Genomic DNA, 21099 nt, shown 5'->3' with positions numbered 1-21099 from the left:
CTAAACTCAAGTCGTGCTCATCGGCAATCAGAAATATATTCCTGAACGTCTATCAATAGTGAGACTAAAACCCCCGCATAGCCGGACCCACCGCCACCTCACTCACCTGCCCCGCTTGTGGCCAGGCGCAGTAATCCGCGGCGTAATAGGCGGCGGGGCGGTGATTGCCTGAGAGGCCGGGGCCGCCAAAGGGCATGTTGGAGGCGGCGCCGGTTGTGGGCTTGTTCCAGTTGACGATGCCCGCGCGAAGGCGGGGATTGGCATAGTCCCAAACCGAGGATTGATCGCAAATAAGACCGGAGGCGAGGCCGAATCGAGTCGCATTGGCGCGCGCGATGGCGGTGTCGAGATCAGGCGTCCGGATGACCTGCATAAAGGGCGCGAAGAGCTCTTCATCCGGCACGTCCGCATTGGTTACATCGATCAGGCCGGGGCGCAGGAATGCGCCGTCGCGTTCCAATGCGCGGATGGAGGTTCCGCCCGCGGCTTTCAATTTGGCTTCGAACTCTATGGCGGCTTTGGCCGCGCCTTCCGAGACGACGGAACCCATGAAGATATCCTCTTCGTCCCAGCGACCGATTTTGACTTTGGCGATGCGGGCCTCCAGCGCGGCGACGATGGCGTCACCAAATGCGCCCTCGGGCAGGATGAGGCGGCGGGCGCAGGTGCAGCGCTGCCCCGCCGTGATGAACCCGCTCATAAAGGCGAGGTCTGCGGCGGCGTCTATATCGACGGGTTCGCGAATGATGAGCGGATTATTTCCGCCCATTTCCAGTGCGAGAATGACCTCGGGTCGGCCCGCGAAATGTTTGTGGAAAAACGCGCCCGTCGTCGCGCTGCCCGTGAAGAGGAGGCCGTCAATCTCTGCATTGAGCAGTGCGCCGCCCGTCTCCCGCGCGCCTTGGACGAGGTTCAACACACCGTCCGGCAGGCCCGCTTCGGCCCAACACTGCGCCATGATCTCCGCGACTTGCGGGGTCAGTTCTGACGGTTTGAACACAACCGTATTCCCCGCGAGGAGCGACGGAATAATGTGCCCATTGGGCAAGTGGCCCGGAAAGTTGAATGGGCCGAAGACGGCCATCACGCCATGCGGACGATGGGTCAATTGCGTCGTATCCGTGCGGCGCGTGGGTGTGCGCTCGTGATAGCTGGCGATCGAGACGGCGACCTTATTCGCCATCGCACCCGCCTCCGTGCGGGCCTCCCAGAGCGGTTTGCCCATATCGCGGGAAATGGCGAGGGCGATATCTTCCGATTTCGCTTTGACCTTTTCCGCATAGGCTTTGGCGATATCCGCGCGGTGATCGAACGAGGTCAACGACCAATCGGCAAAGGTGGCGCGGGCTTTCGCGACGGCAGCATGAACCTCAGCCTCCGACGCAGCAGCGCCTTCCCAGACGATATCGCCCGTGGCGGGGCAGATGGATTTAATTATGTTGCTCATGTTTTCATCAATTCTTTAATCGCCTTGGCGTCGATGCGGCCATCCGCAATCCGGTGCAGGATCAGTGTGGCAAGACCTGCGCGTTCAGACAGGCTATCGACCATCATAAATTCTTCGGCAGAATGGATGCGTCCACCTCTGACACCTAATGTGTCGATATTGGGTGTGCCTGCCGCGAAGACATTATTGCCCTCGCAGACGCCGCCCGTATCCTTGAAGTTAATCTCAATGCCGAGCGCTTTGGCCGTTTCCGCGACATCGCCGAAGAGTTGGTTCTGCGCCGCATTACGCGGCTTTGGCGGGCGGTAGAAGCCGCCATGTGTGTGGGCCGTGATGCCGTCGCGTTGGGTGACTTCCGCGAGGATGCGGTCCACCTCACCCTGCGCCCAATCGGCACTTGGTCCGTCAGGCGCACGTGCGCCGAGGCGCACGACGCAGAGCGCGGGGACGACGTTCACGGCGTCGCCACCATCGATGGAGCCGATATTAAAGGTCGTGCCCTCGCGTTGATCTGTCAGAGCCTCGATCTTCAACGCGAACTCGGCCGCCGCCATCAGGGCGCTGCGCCCCTTTTCCGGTTCGCGGCCCGCATGGGCGGACTTGCCCTGAAAGATCACATCCCAAACAGCGGAGCCTTTCCGCGCGCCGGAGAAGGACCCGTCCTCCATACAGGGCTCGAATGTCAGGCCGATATGCGCAGTTCGGGCGGCGTCCATGATGTGGGAATTAGAGGCGTGGTTGCCTGTTTCCTCATCGGGGGAGAGAACGACTTGATAGCCGACGCGCTCTTTCAACGGCCCGGACTCGAACGCTTTCAACGCTTCCAGCATGACGCAAATGCCGCCCTTCATATCGCAGAGACCGGGGCCGTTCAGCTTCCCACCGCCGAGGTCTGTGATCTCGGTAAATGTGCCGTCGGGAAAGACGGTGTCATAATGGCCCGTCATGACGACTTGTAACGGTGCGTCGGGACGAGCGGTGGCGCGAATGACGGGAGCGGATTGGAAACCCTGCATCACGCCTTTGCCGTCGACCTTCTCAATCAAGTCGGTTTTAATTAAATCGACTTTGGCTTCCGTTTCGCCGAATGCGTCAACAATCATCGGCGCGAGTGTGTTCAGCCCGTCAGCATTCCAACTGCCCGTATTAATCTTCGCCCACTGAACCGTTCTCTCCAACATCGCATCCTGCCGCGTGGCGAGATGGTCAAGGGCTTTGCGGTCCAGATCGGATAATTCGCCCAGTGGGAGGTCATCGGCATTCATGACGCGGTCCTTTGAAAATCATAGAGGTTTGGCAGGTCGAGAAGTTGGGTCATTGCGTCGAGCGCCGTGCGGGTCTCGGTCAGGAAGGCGGGATCGCCCAGATCTCCGCCCGTGAGGCGGTCACGGTAATGGTCCTTGACCCAACCCTCCAACGCCTCGATTTTTTCATGGGCCATCACGACACCGGAATGGACGGCCGTCTGCTGCGCGGCGTCCAGCACCACGCGCAGGCGCAGACAGGCAGGGCCGCCGCCATTGGCCATGCTCTGCCGGAGGTCGAGATAATGCGCTTGCGTGATCGGATTATCGCCCGCGAGCACGGAGTCGACAAAGGTTTTCGTGCTCGACGTTTCTTCGACTTGCGTCGGTAGGATGAGCGCCATTTTTCCATTGGGTAACGTCACGAGTTGCGAATTAAATAAGTAACTCGAAATCACATCGGCCAGCGGCACATCTTTGGTCGGTGCCATAATGAAATGCGGGCGGAAGCCGAGCCGTTGCGCTTTGATGGACAGCACTTCCTCCAACGCCGCCGGATCATCAAAGGCGTTTTCATGAAAGAAGAGGACATTTTCATTCGACACGCAGACAACATCATTGTGAAAGGCACCCGCATTGATGGCGGTGGCGGATTGCGGGTGGAAGGCGGTATTAGCCTCCGGCAAACCGTGCAGTCGCGCGACGGCTTCGCTGGCTTGCAGGGTTTGCCGTGCGGGGAATTTGAGATCCGAATTCCCCCCCAGCGCGTCGCGGCCATAGATAAATAATTCCAGCCCCGCCGCGCCGTGCGATTTACACAGACGATTATGGTTCGCCGCGCCCTCATCTCCCAGCAACGGGGTATGGGCCAGCGGCGCGTGGACCATAAACCGTTCGCGATTAGCGAAAATCAAGGAGAGCATGCGGTGCGTCTGCGCGTCTTCCAGCGCGCGGTGCGGCATGGCCATCAGGTTGGCGGGCGTAAAATGCACGCGGCCATCGGCGCTTTCCGCGCCCGGTGTGACCGTCGCGGCATTGGCCGTCCACATACAGGAGGCGGAGCTGTAATTCGCGACGAGTGCGGGGCTGTCCTTGAACGCAGCTTCTAAGACAGCCGGGTCCGAGCCTTTGTAGCCCAAGGCCCGCAAGCCCGGAATATAGGGACGTTCCTGTGGCGGTAGCAAACCCTGCGGAAGACCGAGGTCAATCATATGGCGCATCTTGGCCAGACCTTGCAGGGCCGCGGCGCGCGGATTGGCGGCTTGGCCCTTATGGGTCGAGGACGCGATATTCCCGTGACTCAGCCCCGCATAATTATGGGACGGCCCGACAAGACCGTCAAAATTCATTTCGACCGTCATGGTTTACGCCTTCCGGTCTTGGGCCAATGCGACCTTGGGCGTGATGGTACCGAGAATATCACACGGTTCTTTTCCGGCTTTTTCCGCACCTGGATAGGCGGGTCCCATGGCGGCACGGAAGCCCTCATTCTGGCCGGTGAAGTGAAGATATTTATGATCGGACGTTTCCACGCCGCCGCCCGTGGCCTGATAGACCGTTTGCGCGATGAGCGTCTTATCTGTCCGGCATTGTACGGCTGGACCCCCGTCGAAAATATCGCAAATATCCGTGTCTTCAAATCCGGCCGTCATCAGCAATTTCATTGCCCCCGCAGACAAATGATGCGGCTTACCCGCGCAATCCCGCACGCTTTGGGGTAACAGGTTCAGAAGGATCGGCAGGGCGGGCAGGAGTTCTATCATAAACTCGCCGCTGCCATTGCTGAGTTCATCGGCGGTTTTGAAATCGGTTTGGATATATTTCGAGGCCAGATGATCCCAGAAGGGCGAGTTTTCATTTTCATCAAACCAGCCGCGAATTTCCGCCATCAGCCTGTCATTAAAACGTCGGCGATGGTTTTGGATAAAGCCCAGACGACCATAGGACAGAAGCCGCGCTATGCCCTGCCCCCGCGATTCCGGTGCGATAAACATGGTGGCCAGTTCGGTGTAATCATCGAAATCCGTCGTCAGTTGTAACGTTTCATATCTGACCGAAAGATCGACTTTCGAGGCCTTGCGCGCGTGACGGGACTTCTTGAAGGAATAAAAGGGACGGTCCACGCCAAGTCGGGGAATAATGCCGGATATACCCGCAACCTTGCCGTCGCGCTCGACCACGAAGAGCAGCCGGTTGGCGCTATCGTCCCCCCCGATAAATTTCATGGATTCGGTGATATAGGCGCCAACGGTCTCTTCGGTCTTCGGTACGGTCGTCAGGCCGGAGGCGGCTTTTGACGTAAAAGCTGCAATCGCGGAAACATCGTCTAATGAAGCAGGTCGAAATAAGGTCACGGGCGGCCTTTCCGGTTGAAAAGTCCGGCAAGCCGTCCGCCCGATGCGCCAGCAGTTGCCGTGTTGTCCCGTTAGTAACGGCGGAGTGAGAGCAATTCAACCCGCTGCGCCCAAGAGGCGGAAACGATAATTCATAAGGATGCTGCGCTGATTAAAATATTTGTGAAACGCGTCACTTTTCGCTTTCCAGTTTCTATCATGTTGAGATATTATATATGAGATGGTCTGGCGTTCAGGGACCGTGGCAGACGTTTTTAGGAGGCACTATGTCCAAACGTCACCGTAAAACCAAAGAGTTCCTCAACCCGCAAATGTCGGGCTTTGATGGCGACTATGATGCTGATGATTGGTATCAGGCCCCCAAAGGTCGAAAACCGAAAGGTCGTGAACGGCGGCGCCTGCAAAAGCCGGCCTTTTACGATCTCTAACTACCGCACCGACACGTTCCTCGCCACGTAGATTGGCCTTGCCGACCTAAATTAGGTTCGCAAAGCGAACTCTATTAAGAGCGGGAAATGGTCGGAGCCATGCGCTTTCAATCGCTTCATATCATTCAGGGCAAAGTGCCTTGAGTGGAAAACGTGATCTAACGGCCACCGCACAAATGGGTTTTTTGCATTATAGCTGTTAAATAACCCACGCCCCAAACGCGGATCATTTAATCCGCTCACGCGTAAAAATTTCTTTGTGGTAGATGACCAACCAACATCGTTCAGGTCACCTGTGACGATGGCCGGGCCTTCATAATGCCCGACTTCATGCGCCACGAAGCCGAGTTCTTTGTCGAGATCTGCCGTGTCATCTTCCGGTCGCGGTGGGCGCGGGTGAACACCGTAAAACCTCAATGGCTGGTCATAGCCAACATCCAAATCCAGTGTGAGCGATGGAATATGGTCTTGGACAAGATAGCGCTCGTCTGATTTTATAATCGGATAACGGGAATAGAAAAGCATCCCGTTAAAGTCCGGCAGTGGCAGTAAATATTTATGCGGATAATCTGGCTCAAGACCAGATAGGGCTTCACGCCAGGTTTCATCTGTTTCAACCAGGAAAAGAATGTCCGGTGAGATTGTTTTTATCTGCTCAAGATAGGCTTCATATTTATCATTCTCCATCAATACATTCCCGACCATGAGGCGGATGGGAACATGCGCTTCACCAGGTTTTACTTTCGGTGTCTGAACGGGCCAGAGTTTCGTGAAGGGTATGATATCAGAAAGGCAACCTAAACCGGCCGCCAGGATTGCGACGAATAGAATTTTATCAAAAAGCTCCCCTAGTCCAGGAAGCCATATGAATAAGACCGCCGTTACACTCAGCAGAAGAATCATCTGCAACCGTGAATAGGTCCAAGCGCGGAGCCACCAGGTTTGTTCGCGAAAATAGGGAATGACGGCCCCGACTAAGAGCGCGAGGGCCCAGATACGCATTATGATTTCAAGACTATACATATGCTTCTTTAAACATAAAAACCGCCCCGAGGGGCGGCTTATTTATTCAAAACTCCAAAAAGTCTAGTCGACTGGATTATCCGCCGGATTGTCTTCTTCCGGACGCTCAATACTGATTGTCGGAACGTCAATGGCTTCCTCTTCCATGCCCGCCTCCACATCGACTGGCACTTCGACTTCAATTGTCTTTGTTTCGACCCCTAGCTTGGGGACATCAACTTTCTTTTCCTTCATTGAGACATCGACTGTTGCAACATCTACGTCAAATTCGGGCAACTGGCCGTCTACGACTTGGACATCAACGCTTGGAAGTTTGGCTTCTTGCGTTTGGTCCACATCTGTCAGGTATAAACCTGCTGCGGCGACCCCTGCGACGAGGACGGCGCCAATTGCGATGAAGGCAATTTTTGATCCGCCGCTCTTATTGGAGTTGGATTGATTGTTTTCATTTGAATATGTCATTTACATCTCCTCTAAAGATTTGGGGTTGCGTTAGCCGATGCGGCCATTCGATTTTGGTCCAATAAAGAACCAGATGATCAGACCGACAAGCGGGAAGAATAATACGAAGAGTGTCCACAGGATCTTCTTACCGCCGGAGGCTGATGAGCCGATTATGTTTAGGATGGCCCAGATTGCGATGATAAGATGGATAAGACCTAATAAGCCTTCTAACATTTAATTCTCCTTGCGTTGTTCAGCGTTAGCGCTGTTACTAAATCAACACAGCACGCGGCTTTGCGTTCCGAGAAAGTTTAAAATGAGATGAGAGGATAGGTCATTATACTGGAAACGATCGGCGAAAGTTCTGACCGTAAATTGTTATTTTTACGTCGAAGCTGTGCCTGCAGAGGGACATCCCGCACTCTCAAATTTCAATTTATCACATATTTAGTCACAATGATTAGGCCCGTTAAATGAGCGCGCACAACACGATCTTTGCGCAAGCCGGGTGGCGAGGTTATGATTTTCAGCGGCTCTGAATTGAGGCGTGGAGGTGGTCGCGGCCACTGCATGACCGCCAGGTCTTGCACGCGACCTGAAGCACGCAATATAGAGCGGCGTCGAAAAACGGCGCCTGATCGGTAAGAGCATTGTGCTTATCTTAGAGAAAGGTTCGATGCGTACGCGCTGTGCGTTCGAAGTCGCCGCACAGGACCAAGGTGCAGGCGTTACCTATGTGGGTCACATGGGCCATTCGCTGATGATTGCGGGCTGTATGATGGGCATGGATGTCCGCATTGCCACGCCGAAGTCTCTTTGGCCCAGCGATGCGTTCCGTAAAGCCGCGGAGGCGCAGGCCGAACTGACAGGCGCGACCGTGACGATCACAGAAGACCCACAGAAGGCTGTCAAAGGCGTGGATTTTATCCATACCGATGTCTGGGTCTCGATGGGCGAGGATGACAGCGTATGGGAGGAACGGATCAAGCTGCTGACACCTTATCAGGTCAATGCCGCACTTATGGCGGCGTCCGGCAAGACCACGACCAAATTTATGCATGGCCTCCCCGCCTTTCACAATGCAGAGAAGGAAGTCGGTAAGGATATCCAAGAGAAATTCGGCATTTCCGAGATGGAAGTCACGGAGAAGGTTTTTGAAAGCCCCGCAGCTATCCAGCTCGAGCGGGCCGAGAACCGCGTCCACACGATTAAGGCCGTGCTCATCGTAACATTAGGCGCGTAAGCTACGTGCAGCTTCGTTGCCTTTGGCGGGATGGTTCTAATTCAAGCCGTGGGTCAGATTTATTCGTGGTAAGGCGGTAAAAGCTCTGACCTGAGCCGTGGTACGGGTGGTCGGAATCGAACCGACACTCCAATGGAACGGGATTTTGAATCCCGCGCGTCTACCAATTCCGCCACACCCGCATCTCGAAGTGGCGTCTACATAAACGCAGGGCTTGCGGCGTCAAGCCTTTTGGCCATATAGCCGACCGTCCACGATCAACATATGAGGATGACGTGAAAGGTAAGCTCGCATTTCTGGAACGCTGGTATGATAATACCAAGGCGGCCGCTGGCCATAAGCGGGCCATGCCGATCCTCTGCGCGCTCTCCTTTGCGGAGAGCTCGTTTTTCCCCATCCCCGTTGATGTTATGATCATGCCTATGGTGCAGGCCAAGCCGAAATCCTGGTGGCGGATTGCGCTCTGGGCAAGCGTGTTTTCTGTCCTCGGCGGTATATTCGGCTATATGCTCGGCATGCTGTTTTTTGAGACGATCGCAGGACCGCTGCTCGAAAAACTCGGCAAGGCCGAGAGTATGGAACGGTTTAGCGCCAGTATTCAGGAACATGGTGGATTATGGGTCTTTGGCGCGGGATTTACGCCCTTTCCCTATAAGGTGATTACCATCATGAGCGGCGCCGTTCCCGTCGCCTTTGGGATCTTTGTCATTGCCAGCGTCATTTCACGCACATTGCGCTTCTTCCTTGTCGCGGGGATTGTCCGCGTTTTGGGTGAGACGGCGGAACGTTGGATGAAAGAGCATTTCGGTATTTTCTCCATCGGCTTATTCGCCGTGCTGGTCGCCATGTATTTTGCGTATAAATCACTCGTCCCGCATTAGGCCAATCGTTCGGGGGAACCCGTAAGTCGCGAAGGCCTGTCCCCGAATGGGGTCTGTATCAGGTCCAATGAGGAAGGCAGTTTGCGGATAGGGTGGGGCACCCGCTTCAGATATATTTTTCAGAACGTCTTCCAGCCGCCGCGCAATCGCTTCGCCGCTATCTATCCATTGCACGCTTTGACGGACAGCTTGTTTTAACTCGTCCCGCAGGAGTGGAAAATGCGTACAGGCCAGCACGACGGCATCAATATCCATGCCGGTCCGTCCTGCAAATATGGGCGCGACCTCCGCGCGAATGACGTCCATATCGACATCTTTGCCCGCGAGCTTCTGTTCCGCCTGCACCACGAGGCGGGTCGACCCCTGCAGCACAACGCGGCAATCCGCGGCGAAATCCGCTATCAAGGCATCGACATATTTTTGCTTCACCGTCCCCGGCGTGCCCAGCACACCAATCGCGCCCATGCGAGAACTTTCCGCCGCAGGTTTAATCGCGGGGACGACCCCAATCACAGGAATATCTATTACATCGCGGATAGCCTCCAGCGCGATTGTCGAGGCCGTATTACAGGCGACAACCACGACATCCGGGTTGAGCATCAGCACCAGCGTTTGGAGTAAACCCGGGAGTCTTCTCCGCAGCTGGTTCTCTGTCTTATTTCCGTAAGGTCGAAATTCATCATCGGCGGCGTAAGATAAATGTACCCCCGGCAAGCGTTTACGGATTTCCGCGACGACGGACAGACCACCAACACCGGAATCAAAAACGAGGACATGATGCGACATAGGGGCGTTCTGGCGCAACAGGGTGAGTAAAGTATGAAGAGAATGCGGCCAAGTCCGGGCTGGCATGCAGCAGAGGTTAGGTGTTTCAATTCCGCGCGGCCTCGCCTATCTCACCGCGCCATGGCTCCACCTCTTTTAACACTTAAAGATATTTCGCTGACTTTCGGGTCGACGCCCCTGTTGGAACGGGCGGATTTCGCCGTTCATGCGCGGGACCGCATCTGTCTGGTCGGACGCAATGGGTCGGGTAAATCCACGCTGTTGAAAATCGCGGCGGGATTGGTTGAGCCCGATGGCGGAGAACGCTTCGTGAAGCCGGGAACGAGCTGGCGTTATCTTCCTCAAGACCCTGACCTATCCGCTTTTGCCGATGTGGAGAGCTATGTCCGCGATGGCCTGGTCGGGGCCGATGACGGGTTCCGCATTCCCTACCTTCTGGATGCGCTCGGCCTGACGGGACGCGAAGACCCCGCGCATATGTCGGGCGGCGAACGACGTCGTGCGGCCCTCGTCCGCACACTCGCCCCACAGCCCGATATTCTGATGCTGGACGAGCCGACAAATCATCTGGACCTACCCGCCATTGAGTGGCTGGAAGGTGAGCTCGCCGGGATGAGCGCGGCGCTTGTCCTGATTTCGCATGATAGGCGTTTTCTCGAATCCCTGTCGCGCAAAACGCTCTGGATGGACCGCGGCGAGACGCGTGAATTAGATAAGGGCTTTGCGCATTTCGAAGACTGGCGCGATGAGTTTCTGGAACAGGAAGAACTGGACCGTCATAAGCTCGCGCGGCAGATACACCGCGAACAGCACTGGGTCGTGCATGGAGTGTCCGGCCGCCGGAAACGCAATGTCCGCCGGATGAAGGAGCTCGGCAATTTGCGGCAGGAATTGAAATCCGCCAAGAAAAGCGTTGGCCAAGCAGACATCACCGTCACGCAGGGCAAGACCTCCGGCAAACGCGTGGCCCGTCTCGAAAATGTCACCAAGGGTTTTGACGGGCGCATCGTCGTGGATGACGTGTCTATGCGCATTCATCGGGGCGAACGTATTGGCGTCGTCGGGCCGAACGGGTCGGGCAAGACAACGCTCCTGAAACTCATCATGGGTGAGCTGGAACCGGATGCGGGTCGCGTGGAGCTGGGTCTGAATCTCGAACCCCTCGTGATTGACCAGAACCGCGAAACGCTGGACCCCGACTGGACGCTGGCCGATGCGCTGACCGATGGCGGCGGTGATACCGTGATCGTCGCGGATCAATCGCGCAATGTGATTGGGTATATGAAAGACTTCCTCTTCCTGCCCGAACAGAAACGAACCCCCGTTCACGCGCTGTCAGGCGGTGAACGCGGGCGGTTACAACTCGCGCGTGGGCTACGCCTGCCGTCCAACCTTCTGGTCCTTGATGAACCAACAAATGACCTCGATCTGGAAACGCTGGACCTGTTGCAGGAAATTGTCGCGGATTATACCGGCACCGTCATTGTTGTTTCGCATGACCGCGATTTCCTCGACCGGACCGTCACGCGCACACTGGCCTATGAAGGCGACGGGCAGTGGCAGATCTATGCGGGCGGCTATTCCGACCTCATCAACCAGCGCGGCTCAGGTGTGCGGTCGCGCAAGGCGGAGGCCACGGCAAAGAAGAAGGCGTCCAAGTCCGAGGACAAGCCGAGTTCCGGCTCAATCAAGCTGTCTTATAAACATAAGTTCCGCTTGGAAAATCTGCCTAAGGATATGGAAAAGGTCAAAAAACAGATCGCCGAATACAATATCGTTTTGGCCGATCCTGAACTTTACGCCACAGATGCGGATAAATTCATGGCGGCGTCTCTCGCGCTTGGCGAGGCACAAGAGAAACTTGAAACGCTGGAAGAAGAGTGGATTGAGCTGGAGCTCTTGCGTGAGGCGGCGGAGGGGTAGACCGCTCCGCCTCTCTCACATTTAAATGTCTAAGACAGGCTAGTCCGTACTCGGCTTGAACAGGCTCTCCAGCGTGTGTTCGACCTTTGGCTTTTCAGCCTCGGGTTCCGGCGTTGGCAAGGGTGCGAGGGTTTCACCGCCACCTTCCGCGTCGAGCTTTTCCTGCTCTTTCGCGCGTTTTTCAGCCGCTTTTTTCACAACGGCATCCAAATCAATTTGTGTGCAAAGACCGAGGCTGACGGGATCTGTCGGATTGATCGTGTTGATCTTCCAATGGGTCCGCTCGCGGATGGCTTTAATCGTCGGCTTCGTCGTGCCGATGAGCTTGGAGATTTGCGGGTCGGTCACTTCCGGATGGTTCCGGACGAGCCAGGCAATGGCGTCAGGACGGTCCTGACGACGCGAAAGCGGCGTATAGCGCGGGCCTTTTTTCTTCGTCACGGGCTCCATCGTGTCCGCATCGAATGTATTGGGCTTCATCGCGTAATTTGGATCAGCTTCGGCCTTCTCAATTTCCGCGCGGTCTATTTGTCCATTTGCAATCGGGTCCGCACCGCGAATACCCGCGGCGACGTCACCATCGGCAATGCCTTCGACTTCGAGAATGTGCAGCGTGCAAAATTCGGAAATCTGCTTAAAGGTCAGGCCGGTATTGTCGATCAGCCAGACGGCAGTCGCTTTCGGCATCAAAATCTGTGTCATGTGTCTCTCCCCAGTCGGGTGCCAATCATCAGGCATTAAAAAACCCCGCTCAGCGGGGTGGTTTTACGATTTTTTTACTGTGTGAGTAAGCAAATCGTGCTCTGCACATAATAGATTAATCCCTCTTTGGCAAGAGAGGCTAGCACTCGGGTAATAGGAGCGTGTAAATGTCAATATTCGGCGATGAACCGACAAAAGCGAGCGTGAGCCCGCAACCCGGTGAAGACCTTTACGGTCTGTCTGTTGCGGAACTGACCGAGCGCATTGCTGTCTATCAGGCTGAGATTACGCGCCTCGAGGCGGAACGCGTCAAGAAAGCCAAAGAGCAGGACGCCGCCCACGCTCTTTTCGGCAAGAAGAGTTAAAACAGCCATTATTGATGACCTGCGACAGTCTGGCTTGCGCCTTGCAATACTGTCCCAACGACGACACACTGCGCAAAGAGATGAATATTATGGCTGCCCCCATGCCCAATACACCGCAAACACACCTGACTGATACATTGACTCCGCAGGCGGAAGCCCGTCTGCTCGCCTTCACGAAGTCGGAATTGTTCGCCAAGACTTTCCGCGAGGGCATGGACCTCGTCGAGGAAACCGCCGCCTATCTGGACGGTCCCGGTCGTCAGGATAGTAAAAAACTGGGCCGCGACGACGCCATGACCTATGCCAGTCAGTCCATGCGCCTGACAACGCGCCTCATGCAGGTGGCGAGCTGGCTCCTCGTGCAACGCGCCCTGAAAGAGGACGAGATGGAATTGTCCGAAGCACGCGCGGATAAATACCGTCTCGTCGCGGAAGAAAAATCCGAGGGCACGTTAAGCTTTTCCGATTTGGCGAAAGATGCCTATGCGCTTCCCGCCCGCTTGCTCGACTTGCTGGCCCGCTCCGAACAACTCTATGAGCGGATCATGCGCCTCGACCGCTCGCTCTATGGCACGATCGCGGCACAGGCCGGAAATACAGTCGCGGATCAGATCAACCGTCTGGAAGCGGCGTTTAATCGCGGCAGGTAATTGACGACTACTCTCTCCCATTCTCCGTCCACCCCAGACTTGATCTGGGGTCCAGAGCGAGATTTAGCAGAGCTCCATTAAATCACCAAACGACATAGACGCTCTGGACCCCAGCTTTCGCTGGAGTGACCGGACATGAAGATAGAGCTTCATTCAATAAAAAAGGCTCCTCAAAGGGAGCCTTTTTCGTTTTGTCTGTAAACTCAGCTTAAACGCCGAAGCCTGCGAACTTGTCCTTGAAGCGGGACACACGTCCGCCGCGGTCCATCAATTTCGCGTCGCCGCCTGTCCAAGCCGGATGCGTCTTGGAGTCGATATCGAGGACGAGTGTGTCGCCTTCCTTGCCGTAAGTGGAGCGCGTCTGGTATGTCGAGCCGTCCACCATTTGCACGGTGATCATGTGGTAGTCTGGGTGAGTATCGGATTTCATGGTTTTTGCCTTTATCTGGTCACGGGGTTGCGTTTTTGGGTCTCCCGCTCGCGAGGGCGCGACATAGCGGTGGATGTTCTGTTCGTCAACATGCGCCTTCACGGTTGCAGCCGGAGGGCGGAGATGTTTGAACGTACGCAACGCAGGAGACGATTATGACCGAAGGTGTCGGCGGAAAAACCGCAGCAGAAGCCCTCTCAACCCTGTCCGATATGACGGCGGGCGTGTCACCGATTGCGCCAGCGGAATATCAAGCACGGTTGGACAAGGCTCAAACCCTGATGGCGGCACAAAATATGGACGCGCTCTATCTCCATGCGGGAACGTCGCTTTATTATTTCACGGGCACGCGCTGGCACGGGTCGGAACGTATGGTCGGGGCATTAGTGCTCCGAGAGGGACCCCCAGTCTATATCGCGCCCGCCTTTGAGAAAGGTACACTCGAACAGTTCATGACGGTGGCTGGCGAGGTTGCCACATGGGAAGAACATGAAAGTCCCTACGGCCTCATCGCCGCGCATTTAGCAGATGTGGGTATCACGTCAGGGCAGATCGGGATTGATGAAGCCACGCCTTTTTTCGTCAGTAACGGGATTGCCAAGGCCTCGCCCGGTTTCACGCTAACCAATGGCGCATCCATCACGGCGACCTGTCGCATGATCAAATCAGACTCCGAAATCAAGCTGATGACCCGCGCGAAAGAGATGACGCTGGCCGTCCATAAAGCTACGGCGTCCATGCTGCATGCGGGGATTACCACGACGGAAGTCGGCGAATTTCTCGACGCGGCACACCGTAAAGTTGGTGCACCCAAGGGCAGTTATTTTAAAATCGTCCTGTTCGGTCCTGACAGTTCCTTCCCGCACGGCGTCCGCGAGCCGAAAGCTTTGGAAGAGGGCGATATGGTCCTGATTGATACGGGCTGTCAGCTGCATGATTATATATCCGACATCACGCGCAGCTATGTCTTCGGCGAGCCGACAGAGAAACAACGCGAGGTTTGGAATGCGGAAAAAGCCGCACAGGCCAAGGCGTTTGACGCCGCGCAAATCGGCACGCGATGTGGCGATGTCGACCTCGCCGCGCGAGCAGAATTAGAAAAACGCGGCTTCGGCCCCGGCTACGCGACACCTGGCCTGCCCCACCGCACGGGTCACGGTATCGGACTCGACATTCACGAATGGCCTTACCTCAATTGGGGCGATGATACGATCCTACAACCCGGCATGTGTTTCTCAAACGAGCCGATGATCTGTCTCTACGGAGAATTCGGCGTGCGGCTGGAAGATCATTTCTATATGACCGCGAACGGTCCGAAATGGTTTACGCAGCCGAGTAAGGGTGTGGATGCGCCGTTTGGGTGAGAGGCATGCGAAATCAGTTTTTTGGAATATGCGTGTCGGACGAACACTCATCAGCTTCCAGACTTCCTCTGAAACATGCGTCGAGACGATCTAAATAACCACTCAGATAATCGTTTTCACCACTGTCCAGACTTTTTGCGGTTACAAAAAGCTGAGCGGCCCGCTCACTTTTTCCACTCGCCCAAGCATGATGAGCGCCTGCGGCCAGCCAAAAAGGCCTATCTTCTTCAGGCAGGCTTTCATTTATTAGATCGAGTTCTGCTTGATAAAGTTCGTCCAGCTTTGCGTCTTTTTCACCATACCACACTCCATTTTGAAGGAGGAAAAATGGCTCTTGACTATCAGCCGTCTCTACTGCTTTCGCAATATAGTAGGCTCGGAGATAGGGTTGTTCAGATTGCAAACTTGAATAGGCTTCCGTTTCCATGAAACGCTCAAGTGCTTTTATGTCGCCCTCTTCGAAGTCACGATATACAGGTAACCCGTTTGAAGGGCAGACTGGCAGACGTGTGACAAAGTCACAAGACGTCACAGGCTTTAATGAAAGTCTACGCCCCATAGTCGAGCAGGATGCCGTTCCGGTAATGACGAATGTCTCGCCTCCAACCGGACAAACTATCTCTTGGTCTGTCATCATACCTGCAAACGCAGAAGACGCGAACGTGGCGGCTGCCAGTATAAAAACAACACTGATTCCAAATTTTCGAAACATACCAACCTCGTAATGTAATGATATTACTTTATCTTTAACCTGTCAACCATAACTGATTTTATCCAATTGGGAGAAATTCATCTTTCAGCTGGAAAATCATTTCTATATGACCGCGAACGGTCCGAAATGGTTTACGCAGCCGAGCCGAAGCATCAACGCGCCCTTTGGCTAAGCTCAGGCCCCGCTGCCGAAAAACCGTCGGGATAGCATTGCGCCACCGACCGCGCCGCCCAGACATTTCACAACCGCCATAATCCATTCGCGCGGCGTGAGTTTGAACGGAACATGACGATATTCTTCTAACATCATCCCGTCGAGCGGACCCGCATAGAGAAACGCCATATAAAACATGGCAGCGAACCCGATAGCCGCGCCTGTCCATTCGACTTTGGACCAGCCTTTGGCTTCGGTGATTTTGGCAGCATTCTGCAAGGACCGCCGGAAGCCCCTCAAAATGACAAAAAGGCCCGTACACATTACTGCGGGGATCAGTAACCCGATAATCGGTGCGCCCATCTGATAGGGCGTTTTCACCCCCGACATGCCCGGGAAAATATCTGGAAACAGCATCATGGCTTGGAGGAGACAATAGAACCCGACGATCGCATAAATGTGCCAATATAGATGCAAGTGGGTCAGCCGCCCTTTCAGGGCTTCCATTTTCTGCGCCCGCTCCTCCTCATAACTGACGGAAAGCGGAGGTTGGCTGAACTGAACCTGAGCTTGCGGGGCTTGTTTAAAGTCATATCCACCGGATTGCGGTGACTGACGCGAGGCCTGCAGCCGCGCCCGCATATCAGACAGGCTCATAGATGATTGTTTTGGCTGCATGCTGACCCTCTCCCAGTCATTTCTGCTCTAACGGCGAAAGGTAAAAGCCCGCTCAAACAAAGCTCAAAACTTAGGGTTAGGGTTAACCCAACGTGTCTTCACACGGACCTTGTCTGCGGTTACGGGTAGGATATGAAATATTTCTTCCTCGCCCTGTCTGCGCTCCTCCTCTCCGCTTGCTCCATTCAGGGTATGGTGGAAAAAACTGTCCCCGAAGATATACGAGCAGACCATATGGCACATATTGACAGGCTGTTGGACCGCGACACGTCGCGGATTGAAAGGGCCTTTGATCTTGATGTGGAAAATGAGGACACCCAAGCCCAATTAGAAACGATCCTCGACAATGTATCGGGCGGTGATGAAATCCGTCGGGATTATGTCGGGGTGAACAGCGCATCCTCTTTTTCATCCAGCGCGGGCAAAACGCGCGATATTAATTTGGTCTCTGAAATTCAGACCCAGGACGGGTATATGACAGTCACAACACAATATGCGCTCGATTCGCAGGGCGAGTGTTGCCAAATTACCAATATAAATGTCGTCGCCTATGACAGCTCGCCCATACGCGAAGGCTTGGAAGCCGTGAAACGCGTGGCGAAAATTGTTGGACTGGTCTTTTTACTCGCAATTGCGGCCTTGATCTTTTTTCTCGTGCGCCGTCGTGGAAGAAAAAAGAGAACAGCCTAGACGCGTCCAGTTTGCTCGTGCTTGACACGGGTCCCTGCGCCTACAACATCCCTATTATGGTCAAAGGCCCCACATCCCTCGCGAAACCTGCCGTGACGTCTGTCTCTGCACCGTCCCTCATTGCGGCATTTTCAGGCGAGCGGGACGCTCTGCAATTGGCGTTGCGTGAGGACATGTCGCCCGCACAAACGGTAGGCGCTGTCCGGTCCGCGTTGGACCGCGCGGCCGCACGATTTGCGGGAACTACGGAAGATCCGGCGCTGCAAAAGGCGGGGCTGTGGCTGATCGAGGTCGTGAAATCCGGCGCTGGCGTCTTGGACCGCGCTACGCAGGCGGAAGTGACCTATGTCGAAACAGGCACGCCCACAACCGGCATTGCGGGCCTGTTGGGACAGCCGACCCTGTTCTACGGCGCGGCGGGTGTGCTGGCCCTTGTTGGGGTTGTGCAAGCTTCGGGTCTGGCGATTTTGAGCGCAGCCGTGCTGGCGGCGTTGCATACGCTGGAGCCGAAGCGGTTCAAGAAATTATTAGCGCTCCTCCCGCGCTCCAAGCCACCCGCCGCCTTGGAAGACCAAAGCGGGCGGCAATTCACGGCAGAGGCGCGATTGACGACTGATGCGCCGGGCCTTGTCGGACAGATCATGGACGCGCTGAAAACGGCGGATGCGATCTTGGAGCGCCTCGCCGAGCCGACACCGGAAACACACTGGGCGGACACGCCGCGCCTCGCCGCATTGTTGCAGAACCTGCTGGAAGCGGGCGGCGCGGAAGACAGCGATTTCGCGATGGAATTAATTGGCAAGGAATTGCCGGGCTTGCTGGCGAGTGGCGGGATTTCCGTTGTCACCTATGACCGCAAAACGCGCGAATATTTCGACGAATTGCCGGGCATGGGCGAGGGCGCGAAAATCGAAATGGCGGCGCCCGCCCTGTTGCGTGAAGACGGCACAGTCCTGCGACGCGGGACGGTCTGGGTGCGGTCATGAACAAAAAAGCGGTGCAGCAAGAATTCATCGGCTTTGATCTCGGTCACGGCGAAACGGCCTTGGGTCGGGCGTTTGGCGCGACGGTGCGGGAGCCGGAAATCCTGGAATGGCGCGGACGGCGCAGCTTCGTCACCGCTGTCGCAACGGATAAATCCGGCGTGAAGATCGGCGCGGATGCGCTGAACCTCGCCGCACTGGGACCGAAAGCCAATGTCGCGGTGAAGTTCAAGTCGCGCGATCTGGATGTCGACGCCGTCCGCGCGCCGACAGAATTATTCTCGAAAACGCTGATCGCGGGATTGGAAGCGGACGGGACCATTCGCGGCGCGAAAGACAGTCGTTTCATCGTCGGATGCCCCAGCGGGTGGAGCGCGGAAGACCGGGAGGATTACCGTGATGTGTTCAATGCCGCCGGATTAAAAACGGTTCGCATCGTGCCGGAATCCCGCGCCGCCCTGATGACGGCGTTGGAACAGGGCTATCTGTCTATCGAGGATACGCGGGCGTCTGTTCTGATTGTTGATATAGGATCCTCCACGACGGATTTCACCTATTGCCGCGATCTCGACGCACAGGATGTCGGACATAATGTCCTCGGCTCCGGCTTGCTGGATACAGAAATTTTTGAATTAAACTTAGCCCGGCAAAAAGACCGCAAGAAGATTGAACAGCTCATCGCGAAATATCCCCATTATCGCCCCATCATGGAATTTTGGTGCCGCGAGGCGAAGGAAGCCTATTTCACGGGCGAAGAGGTGACGGTCGAGCTCCTGAAACGCCTGCCCATCGGGAAAGGTGTCGTGTTCGATATTCGTATTGATAAGGCGGATGCCGATGCGATTTTGGATAAGCCCTTGGCCGCGCTGCATGGCTATAGCTGGCGCTCAGCCTTTGATTATGCGCTGACGGAAACGATTGAGAATCTTGGCGGTCGTGCCCCTGACACAGTCTTGCTGACGGGCGGAGCGTCGCGCTTGCCGCTCGTTCTGCCCGCGACGCAAAAAGCCTTCCCGAAAGCCCGTGTCGTGCGTGGCGCGGAACCCGAATTCGCGATTGCACGTGGTCTCGCCTGGCTCGGGCGGTTCGAATATCTGCATGGCAGTTTCAAATCCGAAGTCGATCGCCACACCCGCGCGGACGGTGATATTGCGGCCAAGGCGGAAAAGGCGGCGGGCGATCTCGGTGCGACACTCGCCCCCGTGCTCGTCGATGCGATTACGGAGGCCTGTATTCTGCCTGCCTTCCGCGATTGGCGGACGGGGAAGGTCAAAAGTCTCGATGATGTCGAGGCGGGATTGAATGAGCGCGTTGCGGAGTGGTTGGGATCAGATGCGGCGCAAGCCGCCCTGCGGCCCGTCATTGATGTCTGGTTCGCGGGATTGCAGCGCGATATTGAAACGGTCACAGATCCGCTCTGCCGCGATCACGGTCTGCCCGCCATGGTGTTGAGCCTAAATGACAGCCAGCACGTCGCGCGGCATCTGGAAGGGTTGTCCCTGTCCATGCCTGCCGTCGGGTCGATGGAATCGGATACGGCGTTGGTCGGGACGACGCTCTCTGCTGTCCTCATCGGGTCACTGCTCGCCCATGCCAATGTCTTTGCGGCGCTGTTCCTGAACCCGGTCGGTATTCTGGTCGGCGGGGCGATGTTGGGCGGCACCTATCTGTTCGGGAAGAAAGCGCTGTCGGGTAAAATGCGGAGTGCGAAACTGCCCATTATGGCCCGGCAAATTCTGACGGATGGCCGGATTAAACTCGCGGTGAATAAACAGAGGTCCGAGCTAATCAAAGCTGTTCAAACAACATGGCGCGAGGCCGCATCCGAGCGTTTTTCGGGTGAGTTGACGGATATGCTCGGCAATGCCTTGCGGGAACGCGCCGATGAACGCGCGGTGCTATTCCTCGTCTAGTTTTGGCAGCGTAATATCAATCTCGTCCCCGCCCTCCATCTCAATGACAATGCGGGTCTTAGATTTCCCGTCTTCCACAATTGTCTCGCGGTCCAGTGTCAGGTTCTGACCGAGGCCGGAAATGGAAAGACTGTCTTCGCTATTACGTGTCTTGGACTTAGCGATTTTACCGACAGTCGCACCGTCAAATTTTAACACCGTGACGCCGTCCTCGCGCTCGACATCCACATCGCCGGCAAAGTCGCTGAACATGAGGGTCAGGTCTTTGAAAAGGCCATCATCGGCAAACACCTCTTCCAGGGCCTCGGCGACAGCTTCCACCTCTTCAGAGAAATCACCATCGGCCTTGGCCTGATTTTTATCCAGATTGCGTTTCACTTTGGACATGGATTTCGCGATGATGACGCGGTGTTTGGAGAGTTTTTCGTCCAACTTATCCGTCAGCTCCCCGCCGCTCATAACATCATCTTCGACAATGATGATCTCGATCTCGTCTTCCGGATCAGGGGTCTTATGCGGATGGGCAAAAGCCAGAACAGGGACGAGCAGCAGGGACGTTACAAAAATTAGGCGAAACATGACGATCTCCTTAAACACGGCAGGGGCCAAACTTATGGCATGGCTTTCCGTTGTAAACTTATGATATGGACAGGCTGAACCGGCCCTGAAAGGGCGTCTTGCAGATC

22 protein-coding genes, 1 tRNA gene and 1 pseudogene are annotated in these 21099 nt (G+C 55.7%); 10 read left to right on the top strand and 14 right to left on the bottom strand.

All coding sequences use genetic code 11. The features are described from left to right. Positions 1-64: 64 nt before the first annotated feature. From astD to ACP9M6_RS03510, 4 genes are read right to left on the bottom strand one after another with little or no spacing between them, the layout of a single operon-like run. Entirely contained in the window at positions 65-1447 is a 1383-nt protein-coding gene (astD, locus tag ACP9M6_RS03525) for a succinylglutamate-semialdehyde dehydrogenase (RefSeq protein ID WP_427453501.1), read from the bottom strand. Beyond that, positions 1444-2712, bottom strand: coding sequence for a hydrolase (locus ACP9M6_RS03520; protein WP_427453499.1), 1269 nt, complete (start codon positions 2710-2712; stop codon positions 1444-1446). Before ACP9M6_RS03520 ends, astD begins: the two co-directional genes overlap by 4 nt. After that, positions 2709-4052 carry an N-succinylarginine dihydrolase gene (astB, locus tag ACP9M6_RS03515; protein WP_427453498.1) on the bottom strand — a complete coding sequence of 448 codons (1344 nt, stop codon included), beginning with the start codon at positions 4050-4052 and terminating at the stop codon, positions 2709-2711. The genes ACP9M6_RS03520 and astB overlap by 4 nt, the downstream gene beginning before the upstream one ends. A gap of 3 nt (positions 4053-4055) precedes the next feature. Next, the gene (locus ACP9M6_RS03510; protein ID WP_427453496.1) at positions 4056-5045 is read right to left on the bottom strand and encodes an arginine N-succinyltransferase; all 990 of its coding nucleotides are present in this window, start codon (positions 5043-5045) and stop codon (positions 4056-4058) included. A 266-nt stretch (positions 5046-5311) separates the two neighbouring features. Between ACP9M6_RS03510 and ACP9M6_RS03505 the strand changes: the two genes are divergently transcribed. Further along, a complete protein-coding gene (locus ACP9M6_RS03505; RefSeq protein ID WP_427453494.1) occupies positions 5312-5473 on the top strand; it encodes a hypothetical protein in 162 nt (53 codons plus the stop codon). Positions 5474-5524: 51 nt separating this feature from the next. Here the strand turns inward: ACP9M6_RS03505 and ACP9M6_RS03500 are convergent, their stop codons facing one another. The 3 genes from ACP9M6_RS03500 to ACP9M6_RS03490 form a co-directional block, all read right to left on the bottom strand. Beyond that, complete coding sequence (locus tag ACP9M6_RS03500; protein ID WP_427453492.1) at positions 5525-6475, bottom strand: endonuclease/exonuclease/phosphatase family protein; 951 nt, start codon at positions 6473-6475, stop codon at positions 5525-5527. A gap of 84 nt (positions 6476-6559) precedes the next feature. Further along, complete coding sequence (locus ACP9M6_RS03495; RefSeq protein WP_427453490.1) at positions 6560-6958, bottom strand: hypothetical protein; 399 nt, start codon at positions 6956-6958, stop codon at positions 6560-6562. A gap of 30 nt (positions 6959-6988) precedes the next feature. Continuing rightward, positions 6989-7174 carry a PLD nuclease N-terminal domain-containing protein gene (locus ACP9M6_RS03490; RefSeq protein WP_427453488.1) on the bottom strand — a complete coding sequence of 62 codons (186 nt, stop codon included), beginning with the start codon at positions 7172-7174 and terminating at the stop codon, positions 6989-6991. Positions 7175-7553: 379 nt separating this feature from the next. Here ACP9M6_RS03490 and ACP9M6_RS03485 point away from each other — a divergent pair. Continuing rightward, positions 7554-8183 (top strand): annotated as a pseudogene (locus ACP9M6_RS03485) (hypothetical protein); the annotation flags it as partial. A 98-nt stretch (positions 8184-8281) separates the two neighbouring features. On the opposite strand, the gene ACP9M6_RS03480 reads toward ACP9M6_RS03485, so the two are convergent. Beyond that, positions 8282-8365, bottom strand: a tRNA-Leu gene (locus ACP9M6_RS03480). Positions 8366-8458: 93 nt separating this feature from the next. Between ACP9M6_RS03480 and ACP9M6_RS03475 the strand changes: the two genes are divergently transcribed. Continuing rightward, positions 8459-9064 (top strand): YqaA family protein, encoded by a 606-nt coding sequence (locus tag ACP9M6_RS03475; protein WP_427453486.1) that lies wholly within the window; start codon positions 8459-8461, stop codon positions 9062-9064. Here ACP9M6_RS03475 and murI read toward each other — a convergent pair. Next, positions 9047-9850: a glutamate racemase gene (gene murI, locus ACP9M6_RS03470; RefSeq protein WP_427453484.1), complete on the bottom strand. Its 804-nt coding sequence runs from the start codon at positions 9848-9850 to the stop codon at positions 9047-9049. The two genes, ACP9M6_RS03475 and murI, sit on opposite strands and share 18 nt — an antisense overlap. Positions 9851-9970: 120 nt before the next feature. On the opposite strand from murI, the gene ACP9M6_RS03465 reads away from it, so the two are divergent. Further along, on the top strand, positions 9971-11773 hold the full coding sequence (locus ACP9M6_RS03465) for an ABC-F family ATP-binding cassette domain-containing protein (RefSeq protein WP_427453482.1): 1803 nt from the start codon (positions 9971-9973) through the stop codon (positions 11771-11773). A gap of 39 nt (positions 11774-11812) precedes the next feature. On the opposite strand, the gene ACP9M6_RS03460 is transcribed toward ACP9M6_RS03465, so the two are convergent. Next, a complete protein-coding gene (locus tag ACP9M6_RS03460; RefSeq protein ID WP_427453480.1) occupies positions 11813-12475 on the bottom strand; it encodes a DUF1013 domain-containing protein in 663 nt (220 codons plus the stop codon). A gap of 167 nt (positions 12476-12642) precedes the next feature. Between ACP9M6_RS03460 and ACP9M6_RS03455 the strand changes: the two genes are divergently transcribed. Both ACP9M6_RS03455 and ACP9M6_RS03450 read left to right on the top strand, forming a co-directional pair. After that, positions 12643-12840, top strand: a complete 198-nt coding sequence (locus tag ACP9M6_RS03455) for a DUF1192 domain-containing protein (RefSeq protein ID WP_427453478.1) — start codon at positions 12643-12645, stop codon at positions 12838-12840. Between the two features lie 89 nt (positions 12841-12929). Then, positions 12930-13490 (top strand): DUF1465 family protein, encoded by a 561-nt coding sequence (locus ACP9M6_RS03450; protein WP_427453476.1) that lies wholly within the window; start codon positions 12930-12932, stop codon positions 13488-13490. 208 nt (positions 13491-13698) lie between these two features. On the opposite strand, the gene rpmE is transcribed toward ACP9M6_RS03450, so the two are convergent. Next, a complete protein-coding gene (gene rpmE / locus ACP9M6_RS03445; RefSeq protein ID WP_427453474.1) occupies positions 13699-13920 on the bottom strand; it encodes a 50S ribosomal protein L31 in 222 nt (73 codons plus the stop codon). Positions 13921-14075: 155 nt separating this feature from the next. Between rpmE and ACP9M6_RS03440 the strand changes: the two genes are divergently transcribed. After that, positions 14076-15284 (top strand): M24 family metallopeptidase, encoded by a 1209-nt coding sequence (locus ACP9M6_RS03440; RefSeq protein WP_427453472.1) that lies wholly within the window; start codon positions 14076-14078, stop codon positions 15282-15284. A 13-nt stretch (positions 15285-15297) separates the two neighbouring features. Here ACP9M6_RS03440 and ACP9M6_RS03435 read toward each other — a convergent pair whose 3' ends face one another. Then, positions 15298-15996 (bottom strand): hypothetical protein, encoded by a 699-nt coding sequence (locus ACP9M6_RS03435; RefSeq protein ID WP_427453470.1) that lies wholly within the window; start codon positions 15994-15996, stop codon positions 15298-15300. Positions 15997-16170: 174 nt separating this feature from the next. Beyond that, the gene (locus tag ACP9M6_RS03430; protein WP_427453469.1) at positions 16171-16806 is read right to left on the bottom strand and encodes a hypothetical protein; all 636 of its coding nucleotides are present in this window, start codon (positions 16804-16806) and stop codon (positions 16171-16173) included. A 153-nt stretch (positions 16807-16959) separates the two neighbouring features. Here ACP9M6_RS03430 and ACP9M6_RS03425 point away from each other — a divergent pair, with 153 nt between their 5' ends. Genes ACP9M6_RS03425 through ACP9M6_RS03415 form a run of 3 tightly spaced genes read left to right on the top strand, consistent with a single transcriptional unit; the run spans position 16960 to position 20413 of the window. After that, positions 16960-17517: a hypothetical protein gene (locus ACP9M6_RS03425; RefSeq protein ID WP_427453467.1), complete on the top strand. Its 558-nt coding sequence runs from the start codon at positions 16960-16962 to the stop codon at positions 17515-17517. 56 nt (positions 17518-17573) lie between these two features. Further along, a complete protein-coding gene (locus tag ACP9M6_RS03420) occupies positions 17574-18503 on the top strand; it encodes a hypothetical protein (protein ID WP_427453465.1) in 930 nt (309 codons plus the stop codon). Next, positions 18500-20413: an Hsp70 family protein gene (locus ACP9M6_RS03415; protein WP_427453463.1), complete on the top strand. Its 1914-nt coding sequence runs from the start codon at positions 18500-18502 to the stop codon at positions 20411-20413. Before ACP9M6_RS03420 ends, ACP9M6_RS03415 begins: the two co-directional genes overlap by 4 nt. On the opposite strand, the gene ACP9M6_RS03410 is transcribed toward ACP9M6_RS03415, so the two are convergent. Next, positions 20399-20992, bottom strand: coding sequence for a hypothetical protein (locus ACP9M6_RS03410; RefSeq protein WP_427453461.1), 594 nt, complete (start codon positions 20990-20992; stop codon positions 20399-20401). The genes ACP9M6_RS03415 and ACP9M6_RS03410 overlap by 15 nt on opposite strands. Positions 20993-21099: the final 107 nt, after the last annotated feature.

This window comes from Litorimonas sp. WD9-15, assembly GCF_050271975.1.
GTDB lineage: Bacteria > Pseudomonadota > Alphaproteobacteria > Caulobacterales > Maricaulaceae > Litorimonas.
The sequence above is the reverse complement of the archived record's forward strand: the minus strand, read 5'-3'. Positions and strand labels throughout refer to the sequence as shown.